Here is a 14,009-nt window from a genome sequence, read left to right as displayed (position 1 = left end):
CTTGGGAGGAGGATTTGATGAAACACGGGCTTTACGCAGGCGCGGCGGCACTCGCCCTGATGGCCGGATCAGTTCAGGCAGAAGGTGAGATGATCCACGTCGTCGGCGAGGGCAGTTTTGACTGGGATGGGTTTCAGGCCTTTGCCGAAGCGAATGATCTGTCCGGCGAAAGCCTGACCATTTTCGGCCCCTGGCTGGCTGGCGAGGGCAAGTCCTTCGAAAACCTCGTGGCCTATTTCGATGAGGCAACAGGCGCGAATTCCAGCTATGTGGGTTCGGATTCTCTGGAACAGCAGATCCTGATTGATGCGGCCGCAGGCTCGGCGCCGAATCTGACTGTTTTCCCGCAGCCTGGTTTGGCGGCAAACCTCGCAAAACAGGGCTATCTGACGCCATTGGCCGAAGGCACTGAGGACTGGATCAAGGAAAACTTCGCCGCGGGACAATCCTGGGTCGATCTGGGCACGTTTGAGAACGCGGAAGGGTCTGACGATTTTTACGGGTTCTTCTTCAATGTGAACGTCAAATCGCTGGTTTGGTACGTGCCCGAAAACTTCGAAGACTTTGGGTATGAAGTGCCCGAAACCATGGAAGAATTCAAGGCTCTGATGGATCAGATGGTCGAGGACGGCGAGACGCCTTTGTGCGTCGGTCTGGCCTCGGGCGGCGCAACGGGTTGGCCTGCGACGGACTGGGTCGAGGATCTTATGCTGCGTACGCAACCACCTGAAGTCTATGACCAATGGGTGTCGAACGAAATGAAGTTCGATGATCCCCGCGTCATAGCCGCGATTGAGGAATATGGCAGCTTTACCCGCAATGACGACTATGTGGTAGGTGACGCAGACGACACAGCGGCAATCGATTTCCGTGACAGCCCCAAAGGTCTTTTCGATAGCCCGCCCGCTTGCATGATGCATCGTCAGGCTTCGTTTATTCCCGCCTATTTTCCGGAAGGCACCGAATTGGGGGTGGATGCTGATTTCTTCTACTTCCCGGCTTACGCCGAAAAAGACCTGGGGACACCGGTGCTTGGGGCAGGGACATTGTTCACAATCACCAACCCAAACCCCGCAGCCGAAGCCTTTCTGGAGTTCCTCAAGACACCTTTCGCCCATGAGATCATGATGTCGCAGGACGGTTTCCTGACGCCACATCTGGGTGCGGACCCGGCGAACTATTCGAATGATTCACAGCGGGGACAGGGTGAAATTCTGACCAACGCAACGACCTTCCGCTTTGACGGGTCCGACCTGATGCCCGGTGCGGTCGGGGCAGGTACGTTCTGGACCGGGATGGTCGATTACTCGTCGGGTGCAAAAGACGCAGCCACCGTGGCACGTGAAATCCAGGCGTCCTGGGACGCAATCAAGTGACCAACTCATGGGGCGGTCCTGAGGCCGCCCCGTTTGCCAAACGGATGGGCGTATCATGACACCCGCATTACAAGGCCTGCTGACGATCGCCATCGGCGTGTCGGGTTGCGTGGGCTACTTCTATCTTTCCAACCAGTTTCTGGACAAAGTCCTGTTTCCGCCGCGCGGGCCAAAGGCGAGCCGAAACATCAACCGTGCGAACTTGATCCGCCCGTGGTTGTTCCTGTTCCCGGCGCTTGCTGCATTGGGGCTGTATCTGGCGTATCCGGTGGTTGAAACCTTGCGCCTTTCGCTTACGGAACGCGTGCCCGGTGGCGGATACCGTTGGGTTGGCCTGGACAACTATACCCAAATGGCGGCGGAGCCGAAGTTTTGGGAAGCCATGCGCAACAACATGTTCTGGCTGATCGTCGTGCCGGCCATGTCAACGGCTTTTGGTCTTCTCGTGGCGCAACTGACCGACCGCATCCGCTGGGGCAACTTTGCCAAATCCCTGATTTTCATGCCGATGGCCATTTCATTTGTTGGTGCATCGGTGATCTGGAAACTGGTTTATGATGCGCGACCAGCGGAACAGGACCAGATAGGCATCCTGAACGCGCTGTACATCTTCTTCGGCGGAACCGAGCCCAACACTTGGTTAACAATCCCCTTCTGGAACAGTTTCTTTCTGATGGTTGTCCTGATCTGGATACAGACGGGTTTCGCGATGGTCATCCTGTCGGCGGCCTTGCGCGGTATTCCCGAAGAAACCATCGAGGCAGCCATTTTGGATGGGGCCAATCCCTTTCAGATCTTCTTCAAGATCAAGGTACCGCAGATCAAAACCACGATCCTTGTCGTTTGGACGACGATCACGATCACCGTTCTCAAAGTGTTCGACATCGTCTTTGCCATGACGAACGGCCAGTGGGAGACGCAGGTGCTGGCAAACTACATGTACGACAAGCTTTTCCGGGCCAATGACTGGGGCGTCGGATCCGCCTCGGCCATGGTGATCATGTTGCTTGTTATGCCGATCCTCGTCTGGAACGTGCGCAACGCGCGCAAGGAGATGGAGTAAGCCATGAGCGATATCGCCGGAACCAAACCCGCGCTCAGATGGGTGGTGCATCTGTCAGTCATCTTCCTGGTGGCTCTTTGGGTCATTCCTACGCTTGGCTTGCTGATTTCATCCTTTCGGACGGCAGATCAGATTTCGTCCAGCGGCTGGTGGCGGTCGCTGTTTCCCTCTGAACAAAACCTGACGCTTCGCAGTGCCGCGCCCGAGACGCAGGTGCTGGAAAACGGACTGTATGTCATTCAGGGGGCGTTGTTCGGCGAAGATGAGCAAGCAACGATTTCCAGATGGGGGATCAGTTCGCGCGAGGTTGATGCATTTGAACCGGGCCAAACAGCCGAGTTGCGCCGAGGTGGTACGATCACGGTGGATGCGGCGGGCAACTATCGTATGGAAAACACCGAGGAATTCACCGGGAAACGTGGTGCGCGCATCTTCGTAACAGCGGAACTGCCACCCGAGTTCACTTTGGAAAACTACCGAAAGGTTCTTCTGGATCAAAGCAGTACGGACAGCATGGCCAAGGCGTTCTTCAACACGCTGACGGTGACCATCCCTGCAACAATCATCCCGATTCTGGTTGCCGCCTTTGCGGCTTATGCGCTGGCGTGGATGGAGTTTCCCGGGCGCGCCCTGCTGATTGCGGCCGTTGTTGGCCTTTTGGTCGTTCCGCTTCAATTGGCCTTGATCCCGTTGCTGAAATTTCACCTCAATATCGGGATCGGCAAAGGCTATCTGGGAGTCTGGCTTGCGCATACAGGGTTTGGGATGCCCCTGGCGATTTACCTGCTGCGCAACTACATGGCCGGATTGCCGCGTGATCTGATCGAAAACGCCCGCGTCGATGGCGCCACAGAGTTTCAGATCTTTACCAAACTGATCCTGCCACTCAGCTTCCCGGCGCTGGCGTCTTTCGCGATTTTCCAGTTCCTGTGGACATGGAATGACCTGCTTGTTGCCAAGGTTTTCCTGATCGACGCGACCGGCCAGACAACCGTGATGACGAACCGCATCGTCGAACTGCTGGGTACACGTGGCGGCAATTGGGAAATCCTTGCGACCGCTGCCTTTGTCTCGATCTTCGTGCCGCTGGTCGTCTTCTTCGCAATGCAAAAATACCTGGTCCGGGGCCTGCTGGCCGGATCTGTCAAATAGAGGCGTCTGATGAACGTGCAGAACAACCCTGAACAATGCAAAGCAACGAAACTGTCTTCGGACTGGTGGCGCGGTGGTGTGATCTATCAGATCTACCCACGCAGTTTTCAGGACAGCAACGGGGATGGGATCGGTGATTTGAAGGGCATCACTGCGCGACTGGATTACATCGCCTCGCTGGGCGTTGATGCAATCTGGATCTCGCCGTTTTTCAAATCGCCGATGAAGGATTTTGGTTACGACGTCAGCGATTATCGCGACGTCGACCCCATGTTCGGAACGCTTGAGGACTTCAAAGAGCTTCTGGATCAGGCGCATGCCAAAGGGTTGAAGATCATGATCGATCTGGTTCTGTCGCACACGTCGGACCAGCACCCTTGGTTCAGCGAAAGCCGCAGCAGCCGTGAAAACCCGAAATCCGATTGGTATGTGTGGGCTGACCCCAAGCCGGATGGCACGCCACCAAACAACTGGCTTTCGATCTTCGGCGGCTCGGCCTGGCAATGGGATGCCCGACGGCTGCAATATTATCTGCACAACTTCCTGACATCGCAGCCGGATCTGAATTTCCACTGCCCGGATGTTCAGGATGCGTTGCTGGACGTGGCGCGGTTCTGGCTTGATCTGGGAGTGGATGGCTTTCGGCTGGATACCATCAATTTCTATTTCCACGACAAGGCGCTGCGCGACAATCCTGCGCTGCCGATGGATCAACGCAACGCCACGATCGCACCGGCCGTGAACCCCTACAACCATCAGGACCACCTGTTTTCAAAAAGCCAGCCCGAGAACATCGCCTTCCTCGAAAGACTGCGGGCCTTGACGGACGAATATGAAGGCCGGGCTTGTCTGGGCGAGGTCGGAGATGCGCAGCGTGGGCTCGAGATCATGGGCGAATACACATCCGGGGATAAGCGGATGCACATGTGCTATGCCTTCGAGTTCCTGGAAAAACGTGCATTGACGGCCACTTACACCAAGCACGTTTTCGACCAGTTGGAAGCGAAGGCAGGTGACGCATGGCCATGTTGGGCATTTTCCAACCACGACGTGCAGCGTCACGTCTCGCGCTGGAATCTGGATGACGCCGCAACCCGCCAGCACGCGGTTCTCATGATGTGCCTGCGCGGCTCTGCCTGCCTTTATCAGGGCGAAGAACTGGGCCTGCACGAAGCGGATGTGCCGTTCGAGAAACTGCAAGACCCCTACGGCATCGAGTTCTGGCCCGAATACAAGGGCCGCGATGGCTGCCGCACACCGATGGTTTGGGCGGCACAAGATGAACAATCGGGTTTCAGCACAGCAGAGCCCTGGCTGCCGGTAAGCGCACAGCAGGCCGGGCAGGCGGTGGACCGATTGGAGGCGGATCCAGGATCGATGTTGAACCACTACCGTCGCGCCATTGCCTTGCGACATGCGCATCCTGCTTTGGCAACGGGGGCGCAGACCGGCATGAAGGAAACGGGTTCGATTCTGTCTTTTATGCGTGACGATTCGCATGAGCAGATATTTTGCGCGTTCAATCTGGGCGCGAATTCTACCGCGTTCAAGCCGCCCGAAGGCAGTTGGCAGGTCATGGGTCAGGACCTCGGCGGTGTCGAAGGAAGCGGCAACGTTGTCCTGAACGCGGCGCAGTTCATCCTGATGTACAGGAAAAAGGGATAAAGCATGTCTGAACTCAACCTCACGGACGTCGCCAAGTCCTATGGCCCTGTCGATGTTTTGAAGAACATCAACCTCGACATCGAACAAGGCGAACTGATCGTTTTTGTCGGTCCTTCCGGATGCGGCAAGTCCACCCTGCTGCGGATGATTGCCGGGTTGGAGAAGATTACAGGCGGCACGCTGGAAATCGAAGGGCAGGTCATGAACGATGTTCCGCCTGCACAGCGGGGCATCGCGATGGTGTTTCAAAGCTATGCTTTGTATCCCCACATGACCGTTCGCGAGAATATGGCCTTTGCCCTGAAAATCTCGAAGATGCCCACGGCCGAGATTGATGCTGCCGTGGACCGTGCCGCTCAAATCCTTCAGCTGGAACCATTCCTGGACCGCCTGCCAAAAGCTCTTTCCGGGGGGCAGCGTCAACGCGTTGCCATCGGGCGCGCGATCGTACGTGACCCAAAGGTGTATCTGTTCGACGAACCCCTCTCGAACCTCGACGCGGCACTTCGGGTGGCCACGCGGATCGAGATCGCGCGTCTGAAAGAGGCCATGCCTGACAGCACCATGATCTACGTGACCCACGATCAGGTCGAGGCGATGACACTGGCCAGTCGGATCGTGGTATTGGCCAACAAGGGCATCGCGCAGGTCGGGACACCGCTTGAACTGTATGAGGCGCCTGACAACGAGTTTGTTGCGCAGTTCATCGGTTCACCTTCCATGAACCTGCTGTCCGGCACAATCACCGGAACCGGCGAAACGACCACCGTTGAACTGTCATCAGGCGGGATTGCAAGATCCGCGGTTCCAACCGAAGACAGTGACCTGGGGAAAAAGGTCAATATCGGGGTGCGCCCCGAAGATTTGGCGATGACGGAAGACTCCGCGATTCTGTCCGGCAAGGTGGATTTCACCGAAGCCCTGGGCGAAGTCACGCTGCTGTATTTTGAGAAAACCGATGGTGCGGATGCAGTCATTGCAAAGCTTCCGGGGGTTCAGCGGAACCTGCGCGGCCAGACGGTCTCGGTCACGGCCTCACCGGACAAGGTGCATCTGTTCCACAATGGATTGTCCATGCGCAAATAGCAGCGAAACGCAGTTCTTGACAGAATTGCGTTTTGTGTTTCACCATAATTGAAACGTTTCAATGGTGAAAAATGCGGGTATCGGCGCAGCTTTACACGGTTCGGCAATACGGTGACCTCTCGGACCAACTGAAGTTGGTTTCCGCTTGCGGGTTTTCGGATATCGAAACTACCGGTCTGCATGACATGACACCGCAAGAGATGGCACGCATCGTCCATCAATCAGGTCTTAACCTTCGTTCTGCACATTTTGATTGGGAGGAGTTCCACGAGCGTTTCGACGAGATCGTTGAAGTACTGCACCTTTTGGAATGCCAGGTGGCGGTCATGCCTTGGCTGGCGCCACAGGCGCGGCCCGGCACTGTCGAGGGATGGAAGGCAGTGTCGGGCCAGTTGTCCGATTGGGCAGATCAACTTGGAGATCACGGCGTCAGTTTGGCCTATCACAACCACGACTTTGATCTGTTCGGCGCGCCGGGAAAAACACCTCTTGAACTGATTCTGGCGCAAGAAAACATCTATTGGCAGCCCGATATCGGTTGGATTGTCGCGGCCGGTCAGGACGTGGCTGACCTGCTGGTGCGCCATGCGGATCGCATCCTGTCGGTTCATGCAAAGGACGTGGATCCGCAGGGCGGATCAGGCGACAGGCGCTGGCGCAATCCGGGTGAGGGTGTTGTCGATTGGGACGCCACGATACGAGCCCTTTCAAGCACCAAGTGCACCGACCTTTTCGTCGAGCATGATGAAACCGCCGATCACAGGCGCACCTTGCAAATGGGGCGGTTGTTTTTGACTGAACGGCTTGGGGGTATCGGCTGATGGCGCGGGCAACGATCAAATCGATCGCCCGTATGACAGGCTATTCAGTAGGCACGGTTTCAAACGCCCTGCGCGGCGCTTCGTCGGTTAAACGGGAAACGCGGGAAGAGATCCAAAAGGCGGCGTCCGAGCTTGGGTATCGGGTCAATCTGGACGGCCTGAAGCTGCGCACCAATAAATCCTACAGGATTGCGGTATTGGTCAGCGTTTCGGGCAGTGCCGCTGAAGAGTGGGAGGGTGTGGAGTTCACCCGGATCCTGGCCGGAATATCCGACGCGGTTCAAGGGTCACGCTATGAGTTGAGTGTCTTCAGTGTACGAGATGTTGAAGCCGCATTGCAGACCCTGCATTCCATTGTACAGGAAGGGTTGGCAGACGGCGTGATCTTTTCGGGAACTCGGGTGCATGACCCGCGTATCGCCTTTCTGCAAGATGAGGGATTTCCGTTTGTCACATACGGGATGAGTGACAGTGCCCAACCACATCCTTACGTGGATCTCGACAGTCAGGCTGCGGCTTTTGATGCAACGGCCCGGCTGCTGGCATTGGGGCACAAACGGATAGCGCTTATCAACCCGCCGGATGACCTGATCTATGCCCGTCAACGACTTCAGGGATACTCTGATGCTTTGTCGGCAGGTGGCATGGAGTTTGACCCGGCCCTTGTTCTTCCCGGCCCGACCACGGCGAAGACCGGGCAAAGGGCCTTTGCGTCGCTCATGCGAATGCACAACCGGCCAAGCGCCATCATTTGCGCCAACGAGGCGATGACCCTTGGCGCATTGTCCGCCGCCGCCGATATGGGCGTTCAGGTCGGCAGGGATGTCGTCGTCATTTCAAACGACGATCTGAAACTCAGCCAGTATTTCGTCCCCCCGCCCAGCACCTATTATTTGCCAATCGGCGAGACCAGCCGCCTGCTGGGTGAATACATGCTAAAAACACTGGACGGCGTTGATCCGTCGGAAACGCAAAAAAAGATCAGGGCCACATTGATCGAGCGGCAACCTGACACCCCGGCGCCGGGTATGGCGCAGACCAACTGAGCCAACAGAGGAGAAACCGAACATGTTCAAAAACCTATTTGCCGTTGCAACGCTTGCAATGCTGACAGCGCCTGCGGCCTTTGCCGCCGATCTGGAAGGTCGCGTTCTCAAGATCGGAACGGATGCGACCTATCCCCCGATGGAAACCGTCGACGAAACAACTGGCGAAATCGTAGGCTTTGATGTCGATGTGATGAATGCAATCTGTGAAAAGATCAATTGCGTTCCGAATTTCGTAAACACCGCCTGGGATGGCATCTTTGCGGCGCTTCAACAGGGTGAGTTCGACCTGGTCATCTCGGGCGTATCGATCACGCCCGAACGTGAAGAAACTATGGACTTTTCCGAACCGTACATCGTTGTCAGTCAGGCCATTTTAATGCAAGTCGACAACGCGGATTTGACGCTTGAGGATTTCAAAGCGGGTGGCCAGAAACTGGCGGCACAAACCGCGACGACCAACGCCCAACTGGCGGAAGAGCTTGTAGGGCGCGAGAATGTCAGCCTCTACGACAATTTCTCGGCGGCTATTCTGGCGCTTCAGAACGCAGACGTGCAAGGGGTGATCATCGATGGCACCTCTGCCGCGGCCTACGAGCAGGAGTTTGCCGGAGAACTGACCGTAGGCATCACAGGCCTGCAATCCGATCCATTGGGAATCGTGTTTCAGGAAGGTGACCCGACGGTGGATGCAATCAATGCCGGTCTTGCCGCCATTCAGGAAGACGGAACGCTGGACGCGCTGAAGGCCAAATACTGGGGCACAAACTGATCCTCCAAGCCCTTCTGGGCCCGGCGGCAGTCGTTGCCGGGCCATGTTTCAGCGGAGAAGTTCCATGTCGCGTCTCAGCACGATCCGCCCGAGCAATCTTGTATTGCTCGCAGCCGCTCCCTTCATCGTCTATCTGTTCGCCACGTCCTCGAAATATCTGCGATCTCTGATTGCAATTCTGGGGATCGGCAACAATGCAGGGCCGATTTTCGTCGGCTTTCTGCTGATCGTCTCGGTTGCAATCCTTGGATATCTCTGCGCCCGGTATGCACGTTTTGCCAATCACGCCCCCGGCTGGTTGCGCGCTTCGGCCCTTGCGGCGCTGCCCGCGTCAATTGCGCTTTTGGTCATAAGCTTTTTATCTCCACAGCTTTTGATGCCCTTCGCGGAATCCGTTTTCTTTCATGCGCTCAGCGAGAACACATCAACCCTGATCGACCGGTCCAGTCAGACGTGGGTGTTGTATCCCGAAGTCGTGACCCAGATTCAAACAGGACTGCAAGTTCTTCTGGCCGCATACACAGCTGTTGTCGCCTTGAGCCTGCTGTCGGTGCGGTTGCAACCCCCTTGGCGCGGGCGCGTTCTTTTGGGGCTGGAATGCCTTACAGGTGCGGTTTTGTTCTATCTGATGTTCATGGCCCACTGGCAGTTCGCGACGGGCGTTGCCATTACGTTTCGCGCAGCCATCTTCGCCTATATCTTCTCGGCCATTCTGGGCTTGATCTGGGTGGGGCTGCAATCGTTCAAACCACGGGCGCGCACCACGATTCTGTATGGTTCCATCAGCCTGTCATTGCTTGCGATATCAGCCTTTTTCTTCATGCAGCCGCAGGTCAGTTACGTTCTGGTCGGAAGCACCGAAGGGCGCATTGCCATTGTGCGCGGCACACCACAGGCGCAGGCTGACATCATCCGGTTTGGAGAGTTCGACGGTGCCGGCGAACAACAATACCGCATACGCAGCGCCACTGATGCAGCGGCCGCCCTGGAGCAGATTGAAACCGTCGACAGCGTTTCCGGAGCGTTTGTTCCCGTGGATGCTCATTCACAAGGCTATCCAGTTCTGTGGCAGACCAGTTTCTTGCCTGACAAATACCGGAATCCCGCTCTGGCTTTTGCTGTTTTCGGCTTTCTGCTGCTGACGCTGACCATTGGCGGCGCACAGCACAAGCTGCATCCCTTGGCGGTCGGGGCCGAATTTTTCGTGGACACGATACGCGGCATTCCGATGTTGGTGATCATTCTTTACATTGGCCTGCCCTTGGCGGGCGCGGTCAAGGATGCCACGGGGGGCGGCATTGATATGACCAACATGACACGCGGGATCATCGCGATTTCGGTCGGGTATTCGGCCTATATGGCGGAAATATTCCGATCTGGGATCGAGGCCATCCCGAAAGGGCAACTGGAAGCAGGCAGTTCGCTGGGCTTGTCGCGCTGGCAGACGGCGCGGCTGATCGTTCTGCCGCAAGCCCTGCGGATCGTCACCCCGCCATTGGGCAACGAATTCATCGCGATGATCAAGGATACCTCGTTGCTGTCCATCCTGTCCGTCCGCGACATGACCCAAAGGATGCGAGAGTTTCAGGCAGCAAGCTTTCTGCCCTTTGCGCCGTTCAATACGGCAGCAATTCTGTATGTGGTACTCACCCTCTGTTGCGCAAGCTTCCTGAAATGGATCGAACGGCGCACGGCAAAGGACAACCGATGAGCAAACTGGAGCTTGGGGTTTGCTACTACCCCGAACAATGGGACCCGTCCCAGTGGCGCAGTGACGCCGCGCGGATGGTCGAGATGGGTTTGGATTGGGTTCGAATCGCCGAGTTCACCTGGGGTCTGATTGAACCGGAACGCGGCCGGTTTCATTGGGACTGGTTGGATGACGTCATCGAGATTCTGGGGCGGGCCGGCCTGCGGGTCATGATGTCGACTCCAACGGCTGCGCCTCCCAAATGGCTGATTGATGAGCACCCCGAAATTCTGCCGGTTGGCCCGGACGGCCGGGTCAGGGGCTATGGTTCCCGCAGACATTATTGTTTTTCCAGTGACGTGTACCTGGCCGAGGCGCAAAGGATCGCCACGGAATATGCCGCCAGGTATGGCCAGAACCCGCATGTCCATGCCTGGCAGATCGACAATGAGTACAATGACCACGACACCGTTCTCAGCTATTCTAATGCTGCCCAGGCGGGCTTTCGGCGCTGGCTGGCAAAACGATACGGCACAATTGACGCATTGAACGAGGCCTGGGGGACTGTGTTCTGGGGGAGCCTTTATTCCGGCTTTGACCAGATTGAACTGCCCAATGGTCTGGTCGCTACACCCAACCCCACCCATGCCCTTGATTTCAGGCGCTATTCCTCGGACCGAGTGCGGTTGTTCAACAAGACACAGGTGGACGTGCTGCGCGAACATGCGCCGGGTCGAGATATCACGCACAACTTCATGGCCGGCAGTTTCGAATTCGATCACCACGCAGTGGCCGCCGATCTGGATATCGTCGGCTTTGACAGCTACCCGCTGGGTAATCTGATGGGCTCAACCCTGTCAGAGAAGGAAAAGCGCCGTTATCTGCGAACCGGCGCGCCTGATTATCAGGGATTTCATTGTGACCTGTATCGCAGTCAGGGGCGGGGGCGGGTATGGGTGTTGGAACAGCAGCCGGGGCCGGTGGACTGGGCGGCACAAAACCCTTCCCCAGCCGAAGGGATGGTTCGGCTTTGGACCTGGGCCGCATATGCACACGGCGCGCAAGCTGTGATGTTCTTTCGATGGCGACAGGCAAAATTCGCGCAGGAACAATACCATACAGCCTTGCTGCGCTCGGATGGCAGTGTGGATCAAGCCGCGCTCGAACTGGCTCAAATTGTGAAGGATCGTGAAAAGCTTCCGCCGACGACGCGCGGAAAAGCCTCGGTGGCGATGATGCTGGATTACGCTTCGATCTGGGCGGCCGATATTCTGCCGCATGATGATGACTTCCCCAATTCCCATATCTTCCGTGAATGGTACACTGCCGTGCGCAGTCTGGGGGTGGACATTGATTTTGTGGGTCCCCAGGATGGTTTGGAAGGTTACGCCCTGATCGTGCTGCCGCAAAGCATGATCGTGACCCCGGATCTGGCCGCAAGACTTGAGGCTTCGGGGGCAAAGCTTTTGATTGGTGCCCGGTCCGGCAGCAAGACGGCTCAAATGCAGACGCCTTCGAATCTGGCGCCGGGTGCGTTGGCGGATCTGACCGGCGTCCGTGTCGTCCGTGTCGAATCGCTGCCGGATATTGCAAGAGAATCCGTGCTGTTGCAGAACGGTCAGCTTTTTGACTTTGCCGGTTGGCGCGAAATCATCGAGACCGAGGCAAATGTCCTGGCGCGCTTCAAAAGTGCCTATTGCGACGCCAGCCCAGCGGTTGTCCGGTCGGATCGTGCGACATATCTGGCCATGGTGCCCTGCGGTGCGCTCTTGCACGAGATTATGCGCGATGTCTTGGAATGGGCAGGGCTGAAGCCTCTGGACTGCTATCCAGACTTACGTGTAACCCGCTTCGGTACGTTGCATTTTGCCTTCAATTTTGGTGACATGTCCAAACCCCTGCCTGGTGGTGGATCACGACGAATTTTGATCGGCTCTGATCCGGTCGGCGCGCACGAATTCACAGTCTGGCAGGTAAACTAACGCCCTGAGATTCAACCAAAACGTGTCAAAAACAAAAACTGGATATAAGATTTCCGCAAACTGTCACTTTTGGACTGACGAACGGGCACAGAAAGTCCTATGAATATAAAGACAAAAATAAACTCATCCAACAACGGGAGATCACCTATGGTTAAACATTCGTCACTTTCGAGACGCTCTGTGTTGAAAGGCGCAGGTGCTGCGGCACTTGCGGCACCCCTTTACAGCAAGAGCGCTCTGGCGTCGTCGGGCGAAATCAACATTCTGATGTGGTCGGACTACCTGCCGCCCAGTTTCATCGAAGAGTTTGAGACTCTGACCGGAATCAAGGTGAACTATACCGGCATCGGCTCGAACGAAGAGATCATCAACAAGATGAAGGCCACCAAGGGCCAGGGTTTTGATATCGTTTCACCGACCAACAACCGGTCGTTGCAGTGGGAACCGCTGGAGCTGCTCCAGCCCTTCGACATGAACAAGGTTCCGATCGATCTGGTGAACCCGGCCATGGCCAAGATTGGTACTGATGCGTGGAACTTTGGCGATTCAGGTGCGCACTGGCTGCCGCATATCTGGGGTACAGAAGGTATTGCTTATCGTACTGACCTGTGGCTGCCGGATGGTGATGCACCATCCTATGGCGACGTGTGGTCGGAAGCGAACGCTGGCAAAACCATGGGCCGCGCGCATTCCATGATGCTGGGTGCCGGTCTTTACATGGAACGCGCTGGCGAGATGGAGCCGGGTTCGGTCTGGGCGGCATATGGTGATGAAGACACCATGCGCAAGGTTTGGGGCCAGATCACCGACTGGTGTATTGCACGCAAGGACCGCATCAAGCTGATCTGGAACGACGCCGATACACAGAAGAACGGTCTTCTGAACGAAGGCGTTGTCGTTGGCCAAACCTGGGACGGCCCACCCCTTGCACTGAAATCCGCAGGTGAGCCGGTGCACTATCAGGCACCCGTCGAAGGTGCGATGGCTTGGGTGGATGGTATGTCCATGCCGACTGGTGCCGCGAATATCGATCAGGTTTACGCCTTTATCGACTTTGCCTATCAGGCCAAGCCGGCCGGTGTCGCCATTGACAGTCACGGCTACAACTCGCCGGTGTTGGGCGCCGACCAGTATTCCGGCGACACCTACAAGAAGAACTTTGCCGAGGCCTATCCGGGCGACTCGCTGGCCAACCTCAATCCGTGGCCGGCAGAAGCGCCGTGGTATGCTGAAACCCGGACCGAGTTCGTCAACAAGTTCAAAAGCGCTTAAGCGTTCCGAACCTTCGCCCTCCGCATCCTGCGGGGGGCACCCATCTGCGCGCCGTCCCGGCGTGGCGGACGCTAATACTGTGTG

Annotated in this window: 11 protein-coding genes; all 11 read left to right on the top strand. The window is 56.7% G+C overall.

Annotation, left to right across the window (positions count from 1 at the left end; all coding sequences use genetic code 11):
* The first annotated feature begins 17 nt into the window (after positions 1 to 17).
* The 11 genes from GS611_RS12645 to GS611_RS12595 all read left to right on the top strand — a co-directional run bounded on the left by GS611_RS12645 (position 18) and on the right by GS611_RS12595 (position 13,925).
* On the top strand, positions 18 to 1,376 hold the full coding sequence (locus tag GS611_RS12645) for an ABC transporter substrate-binding protein (RefSeq protein WP_171636144.1): 1,359 nt from the start codon (positions 18 to 20) through the stop codon (positions 1,374 to 1,376).
* Positions 1,377 to 1,431: 55 nt separating this feature from the next.
* Positions 1,432 to 2,439 carry a carbohydrate ABC transporter permease gene (locus tag GS611_RS12640; RefSeq protein ID WP_171636142.1) on the top strand — a complete coding sequence of 336 codons (1,008 nt, stop codon included), beginning with the start codon at positions 1,432 to 1,434 and terminating at the stop codon, positions 2,437 to 2,439.
* Positions 2,440 to 2,442: 3 nt separating this feature from the next.
* Positions 2,443 to 3,591, top strand: a complete 1,149-nt coding sequence (locus tag GS611_RS12635) for a carbohydrate ABC transporter permease (RefSeq protein WP_171636140.1) — start codon at positions 2,443 to 2,445, stop codon at positions 3,589 to 3,591.
* A gap of 9 nt (positions 3,592 to 3,600) precedes the next feature.
* Positions 3,601 to 5,256, top strand: coding sequence for an alpha-amylase family glycosyl hydrolase (locus GS611_RS12630; RefSeq protein WP_171636138.1), 1,656 nt, complete (start codon positions 3,601 to 3,603; stop codon positions 5,254 to 5,256).
* A 3-nt stretch (positions 5,257 to 5,259) separates the two neighbouring features.
* Entirely contained in the window at positions 5,260 to 6,342 is a 1,083-nt protein-coding gene (locus GS611_RS12625) for an ABC transporter ATP-binding protein (protein ID WP_171636136.1), read from the top strand.
* Between the two features lie 71 nt (positions 6,343 to 6,413).
* On the top strand, positions 6,414 to 7,163 hold the full coding sequence (locus GS611_RS12620) for a sugar phosphate isomerase/epimerase (RefSeq protein WP_171636134.1): 750 nt from the start codon (positions 6,414 to 6,416) through the stop codon (positions 7,161 to 7,163).
* A complete protein-coding gene (locus GS611_RS12615; protein ID WP_171636132.1) occupies positions 7,163 to 8,209 on the top strand; it encodes a LacI family DNA-binding transcriptional regulator in 1,047 nt (348 codons plus the stop codon). Before GS611_RS12620 ends, GS611_RS12615 begins: the two co-directional genes overlap by 1 nt.
* Before the next feature lie 22 nt (positions 8,210 to 8,231).
* On the top strand, positions 8,232 to 8,981 hold the full coding sequence (locus GS611_RS12610) for a basic amino acid ABC transporter substrate-binding protein (RefSeq protein WP_171636130.1): 750 nt from the start codon (positions 8,232 to 8,234) through the stop codon (positions 8,979 to 8,981).
* Between the two features lie 64 nt (positions 8,982 to 9,045).
* The gene (locus tag GS611_RS12605; protein WP_171636128.1) at positions 9,046 to 10,692 is read left to right on the top strand and encodes an amino acid ABC transporter permease; all 1,647 of its coding nucleotides are present in this window, start codon (positions 9,046 to 9,048) and stop codon (positions 10,690 to 10,692) included.
* Positions 10,689 to 12,653, top strand: coding sequence for a beta-galactosidase (locus GS611_RS12600; protein WP_171636126.1), 1,965 nt, complete (start codon positions 10,689 to 10,691; stop codon positions 12,651 to 12,653). The genes GS611_RS12605 and GS611_RS12600 overlap by 4 nt, the downstream gene beginning before the upstream one ends.
* 147 nt (positions 12,654 to 12,800) lie before the next feature.
* Complete coding sequence (locus tag GS611_RS12595; protein ID WP_171636124.1) at positions 12,801 to 13,925, top strand: extracellular solute-binding protein; 1,125 nt, start codon at positions 12,801 to 12,803, stop codon at positions 13,923 to 13,925.
* Positions 13,926 to 14,009: the final 84 nt, after the last annotated feature.

The sequence above is a fragment of the Ruegeria sp. HKCCD6119 genome (genome assembly GCF_013110585.1).
Taxonomy (GTDB): domain Bacteria; phylum Pseudomonadota; class Alphaproteobacteria; order Rhodobacterales; family Rhodobacteraceae; genus Ruegeria.
Note: the sequence above shows the minus strand (reverse complement) of the source record. Positions and strands in the feature narration are given on the sequence as shown.

Excerpts from the sequence above, each read along its gene's own strand:
- GS611_RS12645 (WP_171636144.1), top strand. The coding sequence starts at position 18 with ATGAAACACGGGCTTTACGCAGGCGCGGCGGCACTCGCCCTGATGGCC.
- GS611_RS12640 (WP_171636142.1), top strand. The coding sequence starts at position 1,432 with ATGACACCCGCATTACAAGGCCTGCTGACGATCGCCATCGGCGTGTCG.
- GS611_RS12635 (WP_171636140.1), top strand. The coding sequence starts at position 2,443 with ATGAGCGATATCGCCGGAACCAAACCCGCGCTCAGATGGGTGGTGCAT.
- GS611_RS12630 (WP_171636138.1), top strand. The coding sequence starts at position 3,601 with ATGAACGTGCAGAACAACCCTGAACAATGCAAAGCAACGAAACTGTCT.
- GS611_RS12625 (WP_171636136.1), top strand. The coding sequence starts at position 5,260 with ATGTCTGAACTCAACCTCACGGACGTCGCCAAGTCCTATGGCCCTGTC.
- GS611_RS12620 (WP_171636134.1), top strand. The coding sequence starts at position 6,414 with ATGCGGGTATCGGCGCAGCTTTACACGGTTCGGCAATACGGTGACCTC.
- GS611_RS12615 (WP_171636132.1), top strand. The coding sequence starts at position 7,163 with ATGGCGCGGGCAACGATCAAATCGATCGCCCGTATGACAGGCTATTCA.
- GS611_RS12610 (WP_171636130.1), top strand. The coding sequence starts at position 8,232 with ATGTTCAAAAACCTATTTGCCGTTGCAACGCTTGCAATGCTGACAGCG.
- GS611_RS12605 (WP_171636128.1), top strand. The coding sequence starts at position 9,046 with ATGTCGCGTCTCAGCACGATCCGCCCGAGCAATCTTGTATTGCTCGCA.
- GS611_RS12600 (WP_171636126.1), top strand. The coding sequence starts at position 10,689 with ATGAGCAAACTGGAGCTTGGGGTTTGCTACTACCCCGAACAATGGGAC.
- GS611_RS12595 (WP_171636124.1), top strand. The coding sequence starts at position 12,801 with ATGGTTAAACATTCGTCACTTTCGAGACGCTCTGTGTTGAAAGGCGCA.